This window comes from Streptomyces sp. NPDC093510, from assembly GCF_040683555.1.
Taxonomy (GTDB): Bacteria; Actinomycetota; Actinomycetes; order Streptomycetales; family Streptomycetaceae; genus Streptomyces.
Genome location: NZ_JBFBEE010000019.1, coordinates 123455 through 141250, shown reverse-complemented (window position 1 = coordinate 141250; position 17796 = coordinate 123455). Strand labels below are relative to the sequence as shown.

Genomic DNA, 17796 nt, shown 5'->3' with positions numbered 1-17796 from the left:
GCCTCAGTCCGGCGTAAGGGGGATGATCAAGAAGGTCGCCGCGCGGTGCTCAGGGCTGCTTGCGGCCGATGACCTTGCCGACCCGCTCGCCCACGCCCCAGGCGGTGACCCGCCACAGCGCCTCGACGACGATGTTCTGGCTCATCTTGCTGTCCCCGAGCTCACGCTCGACGAAGGTGATGGGCACCTCGACGACGTGGTAGCCCGCCTTGACCGCGCGGCGCGCCAGGTCGACCTGGAAGCAGTAGCCCTGCGACTCGACCTCGGCGAGGCCGAGCCCTTCGAGGGTCTCGCGGCGGAAGGCGCGGTAGCCGCCCGTCACGTCGCGGATGGGCACGTCGAGCAGGAGACGCGAGTAGGTGCTGCCGCCGCGGGAGATGAACTCACGGTGCTTGGGCCAGTTCACGACCCGCCCGCCCGGCACCCAGCGCGAGCCGAGCACGAGGTCGGCGCCCTTCAGCGCCGTGAGCAGCCGGGGCAGCTCCTCCGGCTGGTGGGAGCCGTCGGCGTCCATCTCGACGAGTACGCCGTAGTCGTTCTCCAGGCCCCAGCGGAAGCCCGCGAGGTAGGCCGCGCCGAGCCCTTCCTTGCCCTTGCGGTGCAGCACGTGGACCTGCTCGTCCTCGGCCGCGAGCTCATCGGCGATCTTGCCGGTGCCGTCGGGGCTGTTGTCGTCGGCGACCAGGATGTGCGCGTCCGGTACGGAAGCCCGGACGCGGCCGACGATGGACTGGATGTTCTCCGCCTCGTTGTAGGTCGGAATGATCACCAAGGCCGTGCCGAGCGAGCCGAACCGCCTCCCCTGTTCCCCCGCTTCGGAGACCCCGCCGCCGTCGTTCACTACTGCCCCTTCGTTCGTACGCAGAGGACCACCATAGTGGCCGCGGCCTGCGACGCAGCGACGGCACGGGACGTACTGCGGATCGGGGCCCGGCGCCCTTCGGGCCGGCCAGGGACCCGCTGGCTGCGGATCGACCGAAAGCCGTTGTCTACTGAGCGTCCGGGCCCGACCCGGGTCACACCTGCCGGCCGGCTGATACGTTCCCTCGCCTCCGCGTCGCGGACGCTGGACCTGGCTCCCAGTGGTGGTGCGCCGCTGCGCACCACCCGTGATCCAGCGGCGTTCGACGACTGCGTGGAGGTTCGCCGGTCGGACGTCCTGTGGTGGACCCGGCCGAACCTACCGGCCCACGACGGCTCTCTGTCAATACCCCGCTGATCTGCGGCTACTTCGAAGACCGCCAGGTCAGTGCCGAGGATTCCCAGGTCGTGCGAGCCCGTGAAGGGCCGCGATCGGCGGCGCGCACCGCCGGTACATCACTCTTCCGGCCGCACGAACACCGTCTGTCCGGCCACCACCGTGCGCAGGCACACGGGGAGTTGGGCGCCCGGCGACAGGTCGGGCAGGCCGGGCGTGCCCGAGCGGGGGTCGGTCGACCAGCGGGCCACCCGGTCGTCCGGCGCCTGCACCACCAGATCGGAGGTGCGCCACACGGCGTAGTCGGCGGGGGCGCCCGGCACCAGAACGCCCGCGTCGTCGCGGCCGACGGCCCGCCAGCCGCCGCGGGTGTGCGCGGTGAAGGCGGCGCGCACGGAGACGCGGTGCTCGGGTGTGCGGTGGAAGGCGGCGGCGCGGACCGTGCCCCACGGGTCGAGCGGCGTGACGGGGCTGTCGGAGCCGAAGGCGAGCGGCACGCCGGTGCGCAGCAGGGCCGCGTACGGGTTGAGGGTGCGGGCCCGCTCGACGCCGAGGCGCTGGGCGTACATGCCGTCCTCGCCGCCCCACAGCGCGTCGAAGGCGGGCTGGACGGACGCGGTGAGGCCGAACTCGGCGAGTCCGGCGATCGTGCCGGGGGTGAGCATCTCGGCGTGCTCGACGCGGTGCCGGGCGGCGCGGACGCGGGCGAGACCGACCTTCTCGGCGGCCGCGCGCATCCCGTCGACCACGGAGGTCACCGCGGCGTCCCCGATGGCGTGGAAGCCCGCCTGGAGGCCCGCCTCCGTGCACTCCACGACGTGGGCGGCGACGTCGGCGGCGTCCAGGTAGGGGGTGCCGGTGTGGGCCTCGTCGGAGTACGGCTCGTGCAGGCAGGCGGTGTGCGAGCCGAGGGCGCCGTCCACGAAGAGGTCACCGGCGGCGCCGGCCGCGCCGAGCTCCCGGGCGCGCTGGACGTCCCGTTCGGCCCAGTAGCCGACGACGCGCGGCCCGGGCTCCTCGCCGGCGAGCCGCAGCAGCCCCGTGAAGTCGTCCTCGTCGGAGATCTCCGGGCCCGCGCACTCGTGCATGGAGCCGATGCCGAGAGAGGCCGCGTGCCGGAGCGCGGCGCGCTGGGCCTCCGTGCGCTGCCGCGGAGTGATCGCGCCGAGTGCGGCGGAGCGCACGCCGTGGTGCGCGTCGGCGGTCAGCGGGGCGTCCGGGTGGTAGCCGGTGCGCCCGGTGACGCCGGGCACCAGGTCGAGCAGCGCCGTCGTGACCACGGCCGAGTGGACGTCGATGCGGGAGAGGTAGAGCGGCCTGCCGCCGGTCGCCTCGTCGAGCTCCGCGCGCGTGGGCGGGCGGCCGTCGGGCCAGCGGGCGGCGTCCCAGCCGTGGCCGAGGAGGACGGTGTCGTGCGGCCGCGCGGTGGCGTGTTCGCGTACGAGAACGAGTGCGTCGGCGAGTGAGCGGGCCCCCGTCAGGTCGAGTCCCGTCAGGGCGAGGCCGGTGGCCGTGGTGTGCACGTGGGCGTCCGTGAACGCCGGAGTGACCAGGGCGCCTTCGAGGTCGACGACCTCGTCGACACCTTCGGCGAAGGCGTCGGCTGCGCCCTCGGAGCCGACCCAGGCGACGTGCCCGCGTTCGACGACCATCGCGGTGGCGAACGGGTCGGCGGGGCTGTGGACGTCGCCGCCGCGCAGCAGCACGGTGCGGTGGTTCTGGGGGGTTGTGCTCTGGCTCATGGGACACAGTCTCGCCCCTGCCGGCGGCCGGCCGGCGCGCGGGTCACACCTGGGGCGGGCGCGCCTCGTACGGCGTGGAGAGGACGACCGTCGTGCGCGTGGAGACGCCCGCGAGGGCGCGCAGGCGGCTGAGCAGGTGCTCCAGCTCCAGAGGGGTCGCGACGCGGACCTTGAGGATGTAGTTCTCGTCGCCGGCGACGCTGTGGCACGCCTCGATCTCCGGCACGCCCGCGAGCCGGTCGGCGATGTCGTCGGGGGCGCTGGGGTCGAACGGCTTCACCGAGATGAACGCCGTGAGCGGCAGCCCGACGGCCTCGGGGTCGACGACCGCGGCATAGCCGCGGATGACGCCCCGCTGCTCAAGACGGCGCACCCGCTGGTGCACGGCCGACGTGGACAGGCCCGTGGCCTTGCCCAGGTCGGTGTAGCTCATCCGCCCGTCCTTGACGAGCAGCTGCACGATCTGTCGGTCCAGCTCCTCCATGCGCCGAACCTACAGGGCTCTTGATCTCCTCGGATACCTGAGGGCCCGTCTTCGCAGGGCGGGCAACTCCATTTGGCATGTGACGAACGCCACACTCTCGTGACCGTGTCCGAAGGGATGCAACGATTACCTCTACGACGGGACGGGAAGTGCTTGCTGTGGTCGAGGCCGCAGCGCCTTGTCGGCCCACCCGAGGGGGAGATTCCCATGCAGAATTTGAAGCGCCCCGGCCGGTCTGCCCGCGCCAAGCAGCAGCCGGCCGTCGAGCCCGAGCCGGAGGGCGTCGAACCGGCAGACGCCTTCTTGGACGCCTACGACACTTTCGAGATGTACCGGGTGACCTGCCCCGACTGCGAGCAGCCCATCGCGCTCCTCGCGGACGAGGACGTGCTGCCCGAGCACGCACTGTGCCCCACTCCGTGGAATCCGTTCGGGCTGACGGTCTGCGCCGGCACCGGCCGTGCGGCCACCGACGCCGCGCCCGCCGACGAGTCGATGGAGGTTCAGGAGCAGGACACCGCCCTGCTGTTGACGCTCCCTCAGGGACTCGACTGGCGGACGCAGCCCTTCTCGCACGTGGGCGGTCAGGGCTCGCAGCCCTTCCACGTGCCGCGCCAGCACCGGCCCGCCGCCTGATTCACCAGTAAGTGCCCTGCACCATGGCGGCCAGGCTGCCATGGTGCAGGATCAGCGTGTCCGCGGCCTCCGCGGTCGCGGGCACCCCGGCCTCACCGAAGTGGACTTGGCGGTAGGCGACGCGCAGCATGACGATCGCGTGCCGCAGCGCCGCGTACAGCGTGTAGAAGTCCATGTCGCGCGGCGTGTGCCCGGTCAGCCGGGCGTATGTCTCCTCGATCCTGTCGCGGCGCAGGAAGTCGGGCAGTCCCGGCTGGCCGAAACTCTCCGTCAGGTCCTGGAAGAACCGGTGCAGGTAGACCGTCCAGCCGAGGTCGACCTCGCGCGGGGCGAGCGCCGCCATCTCCCAGTCGAGCACCGCGACGGGCTCGAAGCCGTCGTAGATGATGTTCCCGATGCGCGCGTCGCCCCAGTTGAGGACGGCGTCGCCCTCGGTCTGCGGCCACATGTCTTCGAGGTGGTCGAAGGCGCCCTCGATGACGGGTGAGCGGGGCAGTCCGCTCACCACCCAGTCGTAGTAGGCGCGTTGGGCGGTGACGTGGCGGCGCAGCGGGCTGCCCTCGCCGGGCAGGCCCAGGAACCGCGCGGCGCCGGGCGGGACTTGGTCGTGCAAGTGGGCGACGATGCGGACCGACGCGTCTTCGAGGTGCGCGCGCTCGGCGTCGGTGGCCGCGTGCAGCCAATTGCCCTCGTACGTATAGGGCATGACGTCCGGCGGCACGTGGCCGTCGATCCGCTCCATGACGAAGAAGGGTGCGCCGAGCGGGCCCGGGTCCTCCTCCAGCCACAGCACACGGGGCACCGGGAGGTCGGTGTGCTCGGCGACGAGCCGCATCGTGCGGTACTGCCGCGGCATGTCGTAGACGGGGAAGACCGTGTACGCCGCCGGGTCGGCCGCCACGCGCAACGCGCAGCGCCTGACGGGTGGTTCGGGGTGTTCCACGGTGAAGAGCAGGGTCTCACTGGACATGCCGTTGGACTCGGGGGCGCTCACCTCGACCGCCTTGGCGCCGGGCAGCCTGGTGTCGAGCCAGGCGCCGAGGCGGCGGGCGAGGTCTTCCGGGTCACGCGTGGTGGTGCGGGGGCGGGGTGCCGTTGCCATGTCCGTAACTCCCTTCTCGGGCCCGCGTCCTCAGGGCGCCACGGAGTCGAAGCCGGTGAAACCGCTCGGATCGTGGCGGCCGAAGCTGCCGTGCTCGAAGATCCCGTATCCGGTCCGCCCGTCGAGAGTGAAGCGCGCGGCGTGGTCGATGACGCCGTACGCGGCGAGGGGGTGGGCCGCGGGGTCCGAGAGGTCGTAGGTGCGGCGGTCGGTCCAGTCGCGGCCACGCCACGTGCCGTGCTGCCAGTCGTCGGCGGGCGGGTATCCCGCGCCCACGGCCAGGGGCAGGGAGGCGAGCACGTGTACGCCGAGTTCCAGGGGCTTGCGGTCGTCGGGGTCGGTGAGGTGGATGAGGGCGCGTTCGGGGTGACGGGTGCCGGAGCGGTAGGTGATGTCGGCCTGGGGCCAGCCGAGTTGGCGGTCGCGCAGGCCGGGGCGGACGAGGGTGGCGTCGTTGAGGGTGCGGTAGCCGTCCGCGTCCTCTTGGGCGACGACCATGAGGAAGCGGTCGTCGAAGCGCACCGGACACCAGATCCAGTGGAAGCCCTCGGTGGCGAACTCCTCCTCCAGGCGCCCGCGCTCCTCACCGGGAACGGGCCGTACGCCCCAGCTGCGGTCGCGGGTCGCGGTCCACTCCCCCGCCGCCACGGTGATCTCCTCGCCGCCCGCGCGGATCACTCCGGTGGGCCGGCCCGCCTGCACGAAGCGGCGCCCTTCGAGGGTGAGCCGGTCGCCGCGGCGCTGGATGTGGTGCGGCTCCCACAGCGCGGGGAAGTCGGCCGTCCAGGTGAGGTCGTACGACAGGGACGCGGGGTCGTCCGCGTCGGCGGCACACCGCAGGCGCAGGCGTCGCAGCGGTTCGTCCACGGTGATGCTCAGCGGGCCGACGCGGAGGTCCATCCGGTCCTCGCCGAGGGCGTCGCTCGCACGTACCGCGTGGAGCGTGTCCCCGATGCGCAGGGTGGCGTACGCGTCGATGACACCGGTGTTCGGATAGACGCCGAGCCCGAGAATGAGCAGGGCGCGGCCCTGGTGGTCGAAGAGCTGGAAGATGCACCGGTCGTAGGCGTTGCGGTCGCCCGTCGCGACGTGCTTCATGGACAGGGGCACCTGGTGCACGGGGTACTCGTCGAGCGGGACCGGACGGTCGTCTGCCACGGCAAACCTCCCTGGTCGCACGGCAGTTCAGGGCGGCGGGAGGCGGTGGCCCCCAACGCGGAGTTGACGGTACGTCAGTTCGCGGGACGGAGCCATACGCGTGCCGAGCCGTTCGCGGTACGCGAGTCATACACCTGCCCGAGCCTTCACCGCCTTCACGGGCACGCCGTGAACAGACGCCCTATTCGTCCGGGCGGTGACTTCGCCCCGACAGTGCGCGTTGCCCTGGTATGACCCCCATGGAAGCGGGTGCGGACGCGGGCCCGACGCACCTTCCCACCGGTCGGCGGCGGCGCACCCTGGTGACGCTGCCCGCCGCAGAATCGGTTTCCCGGCGCCCTCCGGATCCCCCGCAGCACCAGTCGCCTCACCAGTCGCAGCACCAGCCGCCGCGGCCGCCCCAGCCACAACAGCACGTGTACCAGCAGACCCCACAGCACGTGCACCAGCAGCCCCACCAGCAGTACGGGCAGACGTACCAGCCCTACCAGCCGCCGCACTTCCCGGAGCCACACTTCTCGGAGCCGCACCTCCCGGACCCGCCGATCTACCGCGCCCTGATGCGCCACTGGACGGACCGCGGGCGGACGCTGCCCGGGCACCACGACCCGGAGTGGGTCAGGCTCGTGGCGCCGCCGGTGCACCGCGGCCAGTTCAGCGCGAGTCGGGACCCGCGAGGTGACGGGCGATGACCATCCGCTGGATCTGATTGGTCCCCTCGACGATCTGCAGCACCTTGGCCTCGCGCATGAGGCGCTCCACGGGGAAGTCCGCGGTGTATCCGTACCCCCCGAGGACCTGCACGGCGTCCGTCGTCACCTTCATCGCGGCGTCCGTGCACATCAGCTTGGCCATGGCCGCCTGCTTGGCGAACGGCCGCCCCGTGTCGCGGAGCCTGGCCGCGGCCAGATAGAGGGCCCGCCCCGCCTCGATCTGCGTCGCCATGTCGGCGAGCATGAAGCGCAGGCCCTGGAAGTCCGCGATGGGCCGCCCGAACTGCTTGCGCTGCGTGGCGTAGGCGACCGCCTCGTCGAGCGCCGCCTGGGCCACGCCGATCGCGCAGGCCGCTATGCCGAGCCGCCCCGAGTCGAGCGCGGAGAGCGCGATGGCGAAGCCCTGCCCCTCGTCGCCGATGCGGCGGGAGTCGGGGATGCGTACGCCGTCGAAGTTGATCTGGGCGGTGGGTGAGCCCTTCATGCCCATCTTCTTCTCGGGCGCCGCGGCGCTCAGCCCCTCCGCGTCGCCCGGCACCAGGAAAGACGTGACGCCGCGGGGGCCCTCGCCGCCCGTGCGGGCGAGCACGGTGTAGAAGTCGGCGACACCGCCGTGCGTGATCCAGGCCTTGGTTCCGGTGATGACCCAGTCGTCGCCGTCCCGGACGGCCTTCGTGCGCAGGGACGCGGCGTCCGAGCCTGCCGCGGGCTCGGAGAGGCAGTACGCCCCGAGGAGACCGCCGCCGAGCATGGCGGGCAGGTGGTCGTTCCGCTGCTCCTTGGTGCCGTACCCGGCGAGCGCGTGGCAGGACAGGGAGTGGACGCTGACGCCGAGGCCCACGGTCAGGCGCGCGGCGGCGAGCTCCTCGAGCACCTGGAGGTAGACCTCGTACGGCTGGTCGCCGCCGCCGAACCCGGAGTCGTAGGGCAGTCCGAGCAGACCGGATTCGGAGAGCAGCGCGAAGACCTCGCGGGGGAAACGGCCGGCGTCCTCTTCCTCCGCCGCCTTCGGGGCGATCTCGCGATGGGCGATGTCCCGGACCAGCGAGAGCAGATCCCTGGCCTCATCCGTGGGCAGCTGACGCTCCACCGACGGCGTGATGTGGTCGGGCATGACGCTCTCCTCCCTGTGGGGCTGCGGCGGACGCCCGCGCTGGGTGGGGCGGCGCCGCCGGGAAACGTGCCGAGCCGGGGTGTTCTTCCGGGTCACGAAAGCAGCTGACCAGCGGCTCTGGCGCGTTGAGTATGCCCGATCAGCGGCGACCCGTCACTAGTTAACGACCGCTTACTCGAAAGATAGCCGAAGATCGCTGGTGCCCGGCCGATTGGTACGAACCATTGACCGCACTGGTCTAGTCCTCCTACTGTTCCCCCGAACGTCTTAACGCGTTCATGCCAAGTCACATCCGCAGGTCCACAGCACCACTTCCCCCTCCCTGTTTCCCCCCACGAGGAGACACGATGCTCAGACCGCACACCCCCCGCGCCGCCTTCCGGGCGCTCCTCGCCACCACCTGTTGCGCCGTACTCGGCGCGGGTCTGCTGGCCGGCGCGGGCAGCGCCGCCGCCGAGCAGGACAAGGGCGCCCCGGCGAAGGCCGCGGCCGGCTCCAAGGTCGTCGGCTACTTCACCGAATGGGGCGTCTACGACCGGAACTACCACGTCAAGAACATCGAGACGTCGGGGTCGGCCAACAAGCTGACGCACATCAACTACTCGTTCGGCAACGTCCAGGGCGGCAAGTGCGCGATGGGCGACGCCTACGCGGCCACGGACAAGGCCTACACCGCCGACCAGTCGGTGGACGGCGTGGCGGACACCTGGGACCAGCCCCTGCGCGGCAACTTCAACCAGCTCCGCAAGCTGAAGAAGAAGCACCCGGACCTCAAGGTCCTCTGGTCGTTCGGCGGCTGGACCTGGTCGGGCGGCTTCACGGAGGCGGCGAAGAACCCCGCGGCCTTCGCCCAGTCCTGCTACGACCTGGTCGAGAACTCCAAGTGGGCCGACGTCTTCGACGGCATCGACATCGACTGGGAGTACCCCAACGCCTGTGGCCTGACGTGCGACACCAGCGGGCGTGACGCGTACAAGAAGCTGATGTCCGCGGTCCGTTCGAAGTTCGGCAGCAAGAATCTCGTGACCGCGGCGATCCCGGCGGACGCCTCGGCGGGCGGCAAGATCGACGCCACCGACTACGCGGGCGCGGCCCAGTACGTCGACTGGTACAACCCGATGACGTACGACTACTTCGGCGCCTGGGACGCGAAGGGCCCGACAGCCCCGCACTCGCCGCTCACGTCCTACAGCGGCATACCGAAGGACGGCTACAACTCCGACGCCACCATCAAGAAGCTCAAAACGCTCGGCGTTCCGTCCCAGAAGCTGCTGCTCGGCATCGGCTTCTACGGCCGCGGCTGGACGGGCGTCACGCAGAAGGCGCCCGGCGGCACCGCGACCGGGCCGGCCGCGGGCAAGTACGAGCAGGGCATCGACGACTACAAGGTGCTGAAGACCAAGTGCCCGGCCAACGGCACGGTCGGCGGGACCGCGTACGCGCACTGCGGCAACAACTGGTGGAGCTACGACACCCCGGCGACCATCGCGGGAAAGATGAACTACAAGAACCAGCAGGGCCTCGGCGGCACCTTCTTCTGGGAGCTCAGCGGGGACACGTCCAACGGTGAGCTGATCAAGGCCATCAACTGACCTCGCACATGCGGTGGTTCGGGGCGGGAGCCGATGCGGCTCCCGCCCCTTTCGCGTACGCCGGGCGCCTGCGTCCGCTCAGGGGCGGGCCGGCGCCGGGTACGACGGCTCGAAGTCCTCGATGACCCGCAGCGTGTCCCCGAGGGTCCGCACCAGGAGCGAGCCGACCGTCTCGCGCGACAGGCCCCGGCGGCCGATCCAGTCGAGCGTGACGCCCTCGACGCTGCACAGCCAGCCGAGCAGCGCGGTGCGCGCCAGCTGCGGAATGTCCTTGCGGCCGTACGCCCCCTCGGCGATCGTCCCGATCAGCGCCTCGCGTACGCCGTCGCGTATGGCCTGCACCTCGGCGTCGAAGCCGACGCCGCCGCTGATGATCGTGCGGTACGCCGCCTGGTGGTGCTCGGCGTAGCGCAGATAGCCGTCGACGGTGCGCTGCACCCGCTCCACCGGCGGGAGGTCGTCGTGGCGGCCGGCGCGCGCGACGAGGTCGGCCACGGAGTCCTCGATGATCGCCAGGTAGTAGCCGCGCTTCGACTTGAAGTAGTAGTAGATCAGCCCCTTGGCGACGCCCGCCTGCTTCGCGATGTCGTCCATCGACAGAGCGTCGTAGGACGTGTCGGCGAACAACTTCCGGCCAGTGGCGATGAGTTCGCCGCGCCGTGCCGCGGAACGGTCGGTGCCGCGCTGTTGACTATTATTCAATTTCGGCCCTAGTCTCCAACTGCCTCGGGATCGTCCGCAGTATGGCAGACCACTGCCTTCCGCCGGTTCGGCCCGACGGCCCCACGCACTCCCCTTACGCACGCCTACGGACGCGGAACGACGTACGGGAGGAAAACAGTGAACGCAAGCCGCACCGCGTTACGCGAGGGCAGAACCTCCTGGAAGAAGACGGCCGTGGTGGCCATGCCGGCCGTCCTGGCCGTCGGTGTGATGGCCTCCGTGATGGCCGAGGGCGCGCTCGCCGCGTCCTTCGCCGTCTCCGGCACCAGCTTCCAGGTCTCGTCCGGCAAGCTGTCCAGCCAGGGGCTGTCCTCGTACGTGCAGACGGACCGGGACATCGACGGCAAGGGGCACCCGGTGGCGCTCCTCGGGATCGGTGACGCGACCCTCTCCGACATCTGCCAGGCCGCCGAGGTCAAGACCCCGCTCGGGAACGTCGTGTTCAAGCTGACGGCGGGCGGCGACGCGGGCAACGTCACCGCCAGCAACCTCATCATCGACGGCGAGGACCTGACCGGCGACGCCCGCTTCGGCACCGCGCAGATCGGCAGGGACGCCTCGACGCTCGACGAGGTGCCCGGGATCAAGGGCGAGAGGGGCAAGTTCGGGCTGCAGGCCGGGGACATCACCGTCTCCGGGGTGAAGTCGAACGCCTGGTCGGCGACGGGCGGCAACTTCCGGCTCAAGGGCATGCGGGTCGACGTCAGCCTCGGCGGCAAGAAGTGCTTCTGACCGGCGGCGGCAGAGGGGGCGTCAGACCCTTCCGCGGGGACGGCGGCGGCCCGCTCGACCGGCGGCTGCCGTGGCCCGACCAGCGCCGGGTCGTCCGCAGATGGCGGCGCACCCGGCCGTTCTGGGGCGGGCTGCTGCTGATCCTCGGCGGCGCCGAACTGCTCCTGATCCCGCTCTCCCCGCTGACCGTCCTGGTCAGTCTGGGGCTCGGCGGGATCGCCGCACTCGGCATCGGGATCGCGCTGGTCGTGGCGGGGCTCTTCCTGTGGCTGCTGCCGCACACGCACCACTACGTGAGCGTCAACGCCCTGATCCTGTCGGTGCTCTCGTTCGCGGCCACCAACCTCGGCGGGTTCCTCGTCGGCATGCTGCTCGGCATCGCGGGCAGCGCGATGGGGTTCGGCTGGACGCCGGTGCCGGAGGACGCCGAGGAGGACGCGGCACGTCCCAAGGTGCGCGACGGGCAGGGCACGCGGACACTCGGGGTGCTGCTGCCCGTGGTGATCGTCGCCGGACTCGTCGCCCAGGGGAGCCCGGCGAAGGCGGCTCCCGCCGAGGCGCCGTCCGCCGAGGCGATCGTGGCCGCCCGGGTGCCTCCAACGATCACCACGACGCTCTTCGCGCCGCAGGGCTTCATCGTCGCGGGCGTCCGCGAGATACCGACCGCCGACGGGCCGCTGAAGGTCATGGTGCTGCGGATGAAGGCCGCCTCGCTCACCGACTACCGGCTCAGGACGCGGGACGGCGGGCGCGAACTCGCCCTGGGCGCCGACACGTTGGACCTGAGCGGTCAGGTCACCCTCTATCTGACCAAGTTCAAGGGGTGCCTGGAGGGCATCCTCTGCCTCACCTTCACGCCCGACAAGCTGCCGGTGCCGCCCCTCGTGCCGCCGTTCATCTTCATGACGGATGTGAGCGCCGAGCAGGCCCTGGTCACCTCGGACTCGATCGTGGCGGGCGGGCTGACGTTGAAGGCCACGGCATGAGGGGCGCGGCATGAGGGGCGCGGCATGAAGGCCACGGCATGATCCAGATTCAGGCCGCCCTGTTCTGGGCGTACGCGGTCGGGGCGACGTTCGCCCTCTCGGCCGGGCGGCAGCTACAGGTGTGGGAGCGGATCAACGCGGGCGAGGGTCCGCGCACGCGCAGCCGGGCCGCCAACCCCTACCTGGCGCTCACCGCGCTCTTCGCCGCCGTCCTGATGGTGCCGACGGGGCTCTTCCTGCTCTGGCAGAACCCGTCCTGGTCGACCATGCACGTGGCGGACGGCCACGAGGGCGTGTGGGCGGGGTTCGTGCTGTTCTACGCGGGCGGCCTCCCGGTGGCCGCGATCCTCGGGTTCCTGGTGGCGCAGTCCCTGGTGCTCGTGGGGGCCGGCTACTGGGCGTACCTGCAGTGCGTCGGCGGGTACTTCCTGCTGTTCGGGACGCTGATCCACGGCTGGGACGGCAGGGGGCACGAGCGCTTCCTCTCGCCCGGCGCCGAGGATTTCGCCGACTGGCCGCGGGACAGCGTCGTCAACCACGTACTGGACTTCCTGACGTCCGGGACATTCCTGGCGCTGCTGCTCTTCGGGGCCGCGGTGATCGGCACCATGCTGGTGACCGAGATCGGCTGGCTCATGGAGGGCTGGTCGCTGCCGGGCGCCGACGAGGACCGCGCGGTGCCGAGGTTCCTGGCCATCGCCATCGCGGCGGCCGGGGTCCACGGGCTGCCGCTGGCGGGCGCGGTCTTCGCGAGCGTGCTGGTGCGCCTCGTCGACGGATGGCTCGGCCTCCCGCTGTTCGCGGTCGTGGCGGGCCTCACACTGCTGCACGGGCGCTCGCCGGTGCGGTGGCTGTACGGCCTGGTGGGCGTGCCGGCCAGGCACTGGCGGGCCGGCCTCGACGAGGCCGGCGGTCAGGAGAGCGACGGTCAGGAGAGCGACGGTCCGGGCGGACCGGAGAGCGGCGTCACAGCAGACCGGCCTGGGTGACGAGCATCGCGAGGACGACGACGAGGGTCCAGCCCGCGAGGTGCTCCATGAGGGTGGGCCCGTCTTCGTCGGGACCGCCGGTGCGGGCCTTCGCGCGGACGGCGGTGGCAGAGGTCGCGGTCATGTCTTTCTCACTGACGTTCGTCTGGCAGGACTCCCCCACGGTGTCCCCGGGGGGTGACTGCACCCCCACGGGACCCCCTCCACCATGCCAGCCGGGAGCGATTTTGCGGGGGAGACCTTGGTCACCCCGCAACTCGGGCGTGACGCCACGCGTCTCACCACGGACGGCGGGGTGTTCTTCCCGCCCGTTCGCCCGTGCACCGTACGACCGAGAGGTTCCCGATGAGCACGAACCGGACGACACCCCGCCGCGCGGCGCGCATCGCCCTCGCGGCCGCGATCACCGCGACGGCCGCCCTCACCGCACCCGCCTCGCAGGCCGCACAGGCCACCGCCGAGAAGCCGTCGCCCGGCGCACCGGGCCTCGGGGACCCGACGTTCCCCCTGGACGGGAACGGCGGGTACGAGGTGGAGCGCTACTACCTGGACTTCGACTGGCAGGCGCCGAGGACGCCCTTCGAGGCGACGACGACGATCAAGGCCCGGTCCACGCAGGCGCTGTCCCGCTTCAATCTGGACTTCGGCGGCAACACCCTGCACAAGGTCACCGTGAACGGCTCCGCGGCCGGCGCCTCGCGCGCGGGCGACGAGCTGACGGTCACGCCCAAGGCCCCCATATCGAAGGGCAGTTCCTTCACGGTCAAGGTCGCCTACACCGCCGACCCGACGCAGACCCGGCACCGCGACGACGCGATCGAGGACTACGGCTGGATACCCACGCCCGACGGCACGGTGGTCTACCCGCAGCCGAACGGCGCCCGGCTGATCTTCCCGGCCAATGACCACCCGAGCCAACGCGCGCCGATCACCTTCCGCATCACGACGCCGGCCGACCGCACGGCCGTCGCCAACGGCAGACTGGTCTCGCGCACCGAGCGCCCCGACGGCCGGGTGCGCTGGACGTACGACTCCGAACAGCCGCTCTCCACCCAGCTGGTGCAGCTGGCCGTCGGCAAGTTCCGGCTGATCGACAGCGAGGGTCCCGGCGGCCTCCCGCTGCGCGACGTCGTCCCGGACGCGCTGGTCGAGCCGACGGCCGCGTACCGCAAGCTCACCCCGGACCATCTGAAGTGGCTGGAGGAGAAGCTCGGCCCCTACCCCTTCAACCGGTACGGCCTGCTGGTCGGCGACACCGACCTCGGTGTGGCCCTGGAGACGCAGACCCTGTCGCTCGTCCCGAAGGCTGACCTGCTGGGCACGAAGGTCGACGCCGAGCGGAACATGGTGCACGAGCTGACCCACCAGTGGTTCGGCGACAGCGTGGCCCTGAAGAGCTGGTCCGACCTGTGGCTGAGCGAGGGGCATGCCCGCTTCTACGAGCATGAGTACTCGGAGCAGCACGGCGGGGACAGTTTCGAGGCCGCCATGAAGGCCGCCTACCAGGCCCACGACCAGTGGCGCAGGGACTTCGGCGCCCCCGCCGAGCCGACCGAGCCGAACCTCTTCAAGCGCATGCGGTACGACGGCTCAGCGCTGGTCCTGTACGCGCTGCGCGAGAAGGTCGGTGACGCGACGTTCCAGAAGATCGAACGGGCCTGGGTGAGCGGCTTCAAGGGGCGCACGGCGAGCACGCGGCAGTTCGTCGATCTGGCGTCGAAGGTCGCGGGCGAGGATCTGGAGGGCTTCCTGCACCCCTGGCTGTACGGGCCAAGCACTCCGCCGATGCCGGGGCACCCGGACTGGGTGGTGGACCCGGCGGGGTGACCGGCGTTTCCCCGACGGTTCCACCGCACCGCCTCGGCCGCGCTGAACTGATCGCCTCGCACGTCCGAACCGCCCGAGATGCGCCTTTCCTCCTCCCCTCATAGCGTGGGGGCGACCCCCACCAAGAGGAGCTGTCATGGGCGACAACGCCATGGACAAGGCAAAGGGCAAGGCCAAAGAGATGATGGGCAAGGCCTCCGGCAACGACCGCAAGGCGGCCGAGGGCAAGACCGATCAGGCCAAGGGCGCGGCGGACGACATGCGTGACAAGGCGGAGGGCATGCGCGACTCGTTCCGCGACGACCGCTGAGCCGACGCCCGCGCGCGTGTGCCCGTTCCCCGCGAGGGGGCGGGCACACGCGCGCAGCACGTCCCCTCTCCTACAGGTGAGATCCACGCGCCCTACAGACGCGGTGGGGCCCCGGACGCACGCATGCGCACGCTGGCTAGTCTTGCGGCACACGCTGTGTTCGCGCCGACGCCGACCTGCGGGCGACATGAGGGGGGCAAGTGCAGCCGGACGGGCAGGACTTGGAAGGCCGGCCGCCGATGCGAGCGGCCTGGCGGACGGTCGTCGAAGGAGTCACGGGCTCGATGGCCTACTTCGCCGACAGGCACTGGAACGTCGTGGCGTACAACGACGAGTTCAAGGCGCTCTTCCCGGGCGGCAGGCCGCCGTCCAACATCATGCGGTGGGTGCTCCTGGACGACCAGGCCCGGTGCGGCGTCCTCATGAACTGGGCCGAGGACTGGGCGCGCGGCGCCTGTCCCGCGCTCCGCCGGGCCGTCACGGACCGCCCGGCCGACCCCGCGCTCGTGGACCTGGCGAGCGACGTCCGGCGCGATCCGCTCGCGGGCCCCATCTACCTGGCGACCGCGAGCTCGCACCCCCTGCACCCCGACGGCGCCGTGCGCCGGGTCAACCACGCCGCGAAGGGGCCTGGCTGGGTGATCGCGTCCGCCGCCAGCCCCCTGCCCGAGATCGACGCCCAGTTCGTGATGTTGCAGTTCCGGCCGGGCGGCATCCGCCCTCGTCAGCCGCCGCCCCTGACCACGGACACCCGCTGACGGGCGCCTGCTGACAGACATCCGCTGACGGACACCCGTTGGAGGGCGCCCGCCCACAGGTAGGTGCTCAGCGGATTCCGACGGCGGCCAGCGCCGCGCGTTGGCGCGCGGACAGTTTCGTCGGGAAGTACAGATAGCAGACGCCTCCCGTGCCCGACACGACCTTCCCGGTGGCGTTGTACCGCTTCGTCCGCAGCCAGATGTTCTCCCACTCGCGCCTCTTGTAGACGCGGCGCACGGCCGGGTTGCTCGGCGACGCCGGATCGTTGGCGATCACGTCGCCGTCCGCCGTGAAGCCGATGACCGTCATGAGGTGGCCCGCCGTGCCGTAGCCGGCGCCCGTCAGCTCCTCCTTGAGGAACGACTGGGACGTTATGGCCGGGATGCCCGCGGCGATCAGCGACTCCAGCTCCGTCAGCGAGGCGAGGCGGGTCACCACGCCCTGGAGATCCTTGTACGTCGACGCGTACGCGGCGTTGAAAGGCCAGTTGCCGCAGCCGTTGTACTGGTAGTCGAACGTGAAGCGGGCCGCGTGGCACACCTGCGGGTCGGCATAGGAGGGATCGACCCAGGCCAGGTCCTCGGCCGTCGGCTTCCGCCCCCAGTACTCGATGATCATCTGCGAGGAGGTGGGGCTGCACCAGGCCTCGCCGCCGTTGTCGTACTCCGGATACTGGCCCTTGTGGATGTCCTGCGAGTAGCGCGGGACCGTCAGCTCCTTGGCGAGGCCAGGCTTCGACGCGGGGACCGTGAAGCGGTCGGGGACCGCCGACGCCATCGCGCCGAGCCGCCAGACCGTGGGGGTCACGGCGGCGCCCGGCTTGCGGTACAGCGTCAGACGCAGCTGGTACGAGACGACGCGCAGGCCGGTGGTCGTGTCGTCCAGGGAGAGCGTGTCCGTCCAGACCGTGGACTTGTCGTCGGTCTGGTCGTCGACCGAGGTCCGCCGGATGTCGGTCTCCTCGTCGTCGCCCGAAGCCCAGCGGCCCATCACGTACCAGGGCGACTCCGTCTTGTCCGAGTACATGCCCCGCAGCTCGACCTGGAGCCAGGTACCGGCCGGGGTGCGGGCGTTCCAGGAGGCGATGAGCTCCGTGGCGGGGACGGTGGAGCGGTGCGCGGGCGAGGTCCACCTGGCGTACTCCCAGGCGGCGGTCCTGCCGGTGTGCGGGTCGGTGTAGTCGGTGCGGCCCGCGGGCTTCGCGATGCGCAGACCGGGGCGGGCTTCCGTGACGACGGCGGTGCCCTCCGCGGTGCCGGTGCGCCAGTCCTCGCGCGTGGTCCAGAAACGATTGTCCACGAAGCGGTCCGCGCGCGGGGCCCTGCCCTGCGGCGCCGCCGGACCCGATGCCGCGGCCAGGGCGGGGGTGGCGGTCGCCGCGAGGGCGGCCACGGCGGCGGCCGTGGCGAGCACGGATCTGCGGGACACGTCGTCGACTCGGCCGGAACGACCGGCTCCGCCGATGCCGGGCGCCTCGCCGATACGGCCGGTTTCCCCGGTGCTGACGGTTTCGCCGGTGCTGACGGTGTTCTCAGGTGCGTCTGCTCGTTCTGCTCGGTCCATGAAGGGACCCCCAGTCGACGTGGTTTCCGGCCGGAGCCGGAAGGGTCGGGTCAGGTGCACGGAAGTGGGCCAACTATGGCCGGTCCCGGCAGACTTCTGCCAGCATTCCGGGCACTGTCGCGCGCATCAATATTGGCCTCAACCAATGGCATGACCTGCGGCGGCGCG

General features: G+C 71.3%; 18 protein-coding genes. 9 read left to right on the top strand and 9 right to left on the bottom strand.

The window, feature by feature from the left end:
• Positions 1-49: 49 nt before the first annotated feature.
• The 3 genes from AB0N81_RS28785 to AB0N81_RS28775 form a co-directional block, all read right to left on the bottom strand.
• On the bottom strand, positions 50-841 hold the full coding sequence (locus AB0N81_RS28785) for a polyprenol monophosphomannose synthase (protein ID WP_365363284.1): 792 nt from the start codon (positions 839-841) through the stop codon (positions 50-52).
• A 476-nt stretch (positions 842-1317) separates the two neighbouring features.
• Entirely contained in the window at positions 1318-2940 is a 1623-nt protein-coding gene (locus AB0N81_RS28780) for an amidohydrolase (protein ID WP_365363282.1), read from the bottom strand.
• A 43-nt stretch (positions 2941-2983) separates the two neighbouring features.
• The gene (locus tag AB0N81_RS28775; RefSeq protein WP_150219824.1) at positions 2984-3424 is read right to left on the bottom strand and encodes an Lrp/AsnC family transcriptional regulator; all 441 of its coding nucleotides are present in this window, start codon (positions 3422-3424) and stop codon (positions 2984-2986) included.
• Positions 3425-3631: 207 nt separating this feature from the next.
• Between AB0N81_RS28775 and AB0N81_RS28770 the strand changes: the two genes are divergently transcribed.
• Positions 3632-4060: a hypothetical protein gene (locus tag AB0N81_RS28770; RefSeq protein ID WP_365363280.1), complete on the top strand. Its 429-nt coding sequence runs from the start codon at positions 3632-3634 to the stop codon at positions 4058-4060.
• Position 4061: 1 nt separating this feature from the next.
• Here AB0N81_RS28770 and AB0N81_RS28765 read toward each other — a convergent pair whose 3' ends face one another.
• Complete coding sequence (locus AB0N81_RS28765; RefSeq protein WP_365363278.1) at positions 4062-5162, bottom strand: phosphotransferase family protein; 1101 nt, start codon at positions 5160-5162, stop codon at positions 4062-4064.
• A gap of 30 nt (positions 5163-5192) precedes the next feature.
• A complete protein-coding gene (locus AB0N81_RS28760; RefSeq protein WP_365363276.1) occupies positions 5193-6320 on the bottom strand; it encodes a hypothetical protein in 1128 nt (375 codons plus the stop codon).
• A 230-nt stretch (positions 6321-6550) separates the two neighbouring features.
• On the opposite strand from AB0N81_RS28760, the gene AB0N81_RS28755 reads away from it, so the two are divergent.
• A complete protein-coding gene (locus AB0N81_RS28755; RefSeq protein ID WP_365363390.1) occupies positions 6551-7012 on the top strand; it encodes a hypothetical protein in 462 nt (153 codons plus the stop codon).
• Here the strand turns inward: AB0N81_RS28755 and AB0N81_RS28750 are convergent.
• A complete protein-coding gene (locus AB0N81_RS28750; protein WP_365363274.1) occupies positions 6975-8147 on the bottom strand; it encodes an acyl-CoA dehydrogenase family protein in 1173 nt (390 codons plus the stop codon). The genes AB0N81_RS28755 and AB0N81_RS28750 overlap by 38 nt on opposite strands.
• A gap of 347 nt (positions 8148-8494) precedes the next feature.
• Here AB0N81_RS28750 and AB0N81_RS28745 point away from each other — a divergent pair, with 347 nt between their 5' ends.
• Entirely contained in the window at positions 8495-9739 is a 1245-nt protein-coding gene (locus AB0N81_RS28745; RefSeq protein ID WP_365363272.1) for a glycoside hydrolase family 18 protein, read from the top strand.
• 78 nt (positions 9740-9817) lie between these two features.
• Here the strand turns inward: AB0N81_RS28745 and AB0N81_RS28740 are convergent, their stop codons facing one another.
• Entirely contained in the window at positions 9818-10441 is a 624-nt protein-coding gene (locus AB0N81_RS28740) for a TetR/AcrR family transcriptional regulator (RefSeq protein WP_365363270.1), read from the bottom strand.
• Positions 10442-10645: 204 nt separating this feature from the next.
• On the opposite strand from AB0N81_RS28740, the gene AB0N81_RS28735 reads away from it, so the two are divergent.
• The 3 genes from AB0N81_RS28735 to AB0N81_RS28725 are packed head-to-tail and all read left to right on the top strand — an operon-like array spanning position 10646 to position 13169.
• Positions 10646-11194, top strand: coding sequence for a DUF6230 family protein (locus AB0N81_RS28735; protein ID WP_365363382.1), 549 nt, complete (start codon positions 10646-10648; stop codon positions 11192-11194).
• Entirely contained in the window at positions 11191-12180 is a 990-nt protein-coding gene (locus AB0N81_RS28730) for a DUF6114 domain-containing protein (protein ID WP_365363380.1), read from the top strand. Before AB0N81_RS28735 ends, AB0N81_RS28730 begins: the two co-directional genes overlap by 4 nt.
• A gap of 38 nt (positions 12181-12218) precedes the next feature.
• On the top strand, positions 12219-13169 hold the full coding sequence (locus tag AB0N81_RS28725) for a hypothetical protein (RefSeq protein WP_365363268.1): 951 nt from the start codon (positions 12219-12221) through the stop codon (positions 13167-13169).
• Here the strand turns inward: AB0N81_RS28725 and AB0N81_RS28720 are convergent.
• Positions 13147-13293 carry an SCO1431 family membrane protein gene (locus AB0N81_RS28720; RefSeq protein WP_365363266.1) on the bottom strand — a complete coding sequence of 49 codons (147 nt, stop codon included), beginning with the start codon at positions 13291-13293 and terminating at the stop codon, positions 13147-13149. The genes AB0N81_RS28725 and AB0N81_RS28720 overlap by 23 nt on opposite strands.
• Positions 13294-13514: 221 nt before the next feature.
• Between AB0N81_RS28720 and AB0N81_RS28715 the strand changes: the two genes are divergently transcribed.
• The 3 genes from AB0N81_RS28715 (at position 13515) to AB0N81_RS28705 (ending at position 16064) form a co-directional block, all read left to right on the top strand.
• Positions 13515-14996, top strand: coding sequence for a M1 family metallopeptidase (locus AB0N81_RS28715; RefSeq protein WP_365363264.1), 1482 nt, complete (start codon positions 13515-13517; stop codon positions 14994-14996).
• Positions 14997-15132: 136 nt separating this feature from the next.
• On the top strand, positions 15133-15306 hold the full coding sequence (locus AB0N81_RS28710) for a CsbD family protein (protein WP_365363262.1): 174 nt from the start codon (positions 15133-15135) through the stop codon (positions 15304-15306).
• A gap of 239 nt (positions 15307-15545) precedes the next feature.
• Positions 15546-16064 (top strand): hypothetical protein, encoded by a 519-nt coding sequence (locus tag AB0N81_RS28705; RefSeq protein WP_365363378.1) that lies wholly within the window; start codon positions 15546-15548, stop codon positions 16062-16064.
• Between the two features lie 67 nt (positions 16065-16131).
• Here AB0N81_RS28705 and AB0N81_RS28700 read toward each other — a convergent pair whose 3' ends face one another.
• The gene (locus tag AB0N81_RS28700; protein WP_365363260.1) at positions 16132-17628 is read right to left on the bottom strand and encodes a peptidase C39 family protein; all 1497 of its coding nucleotides are present in this window, start codon (positions 17626-17628) and stop codon (positions 16132-16134) included.
• Positions 17629-17796 lie beyond the last annotated feature (168 nt).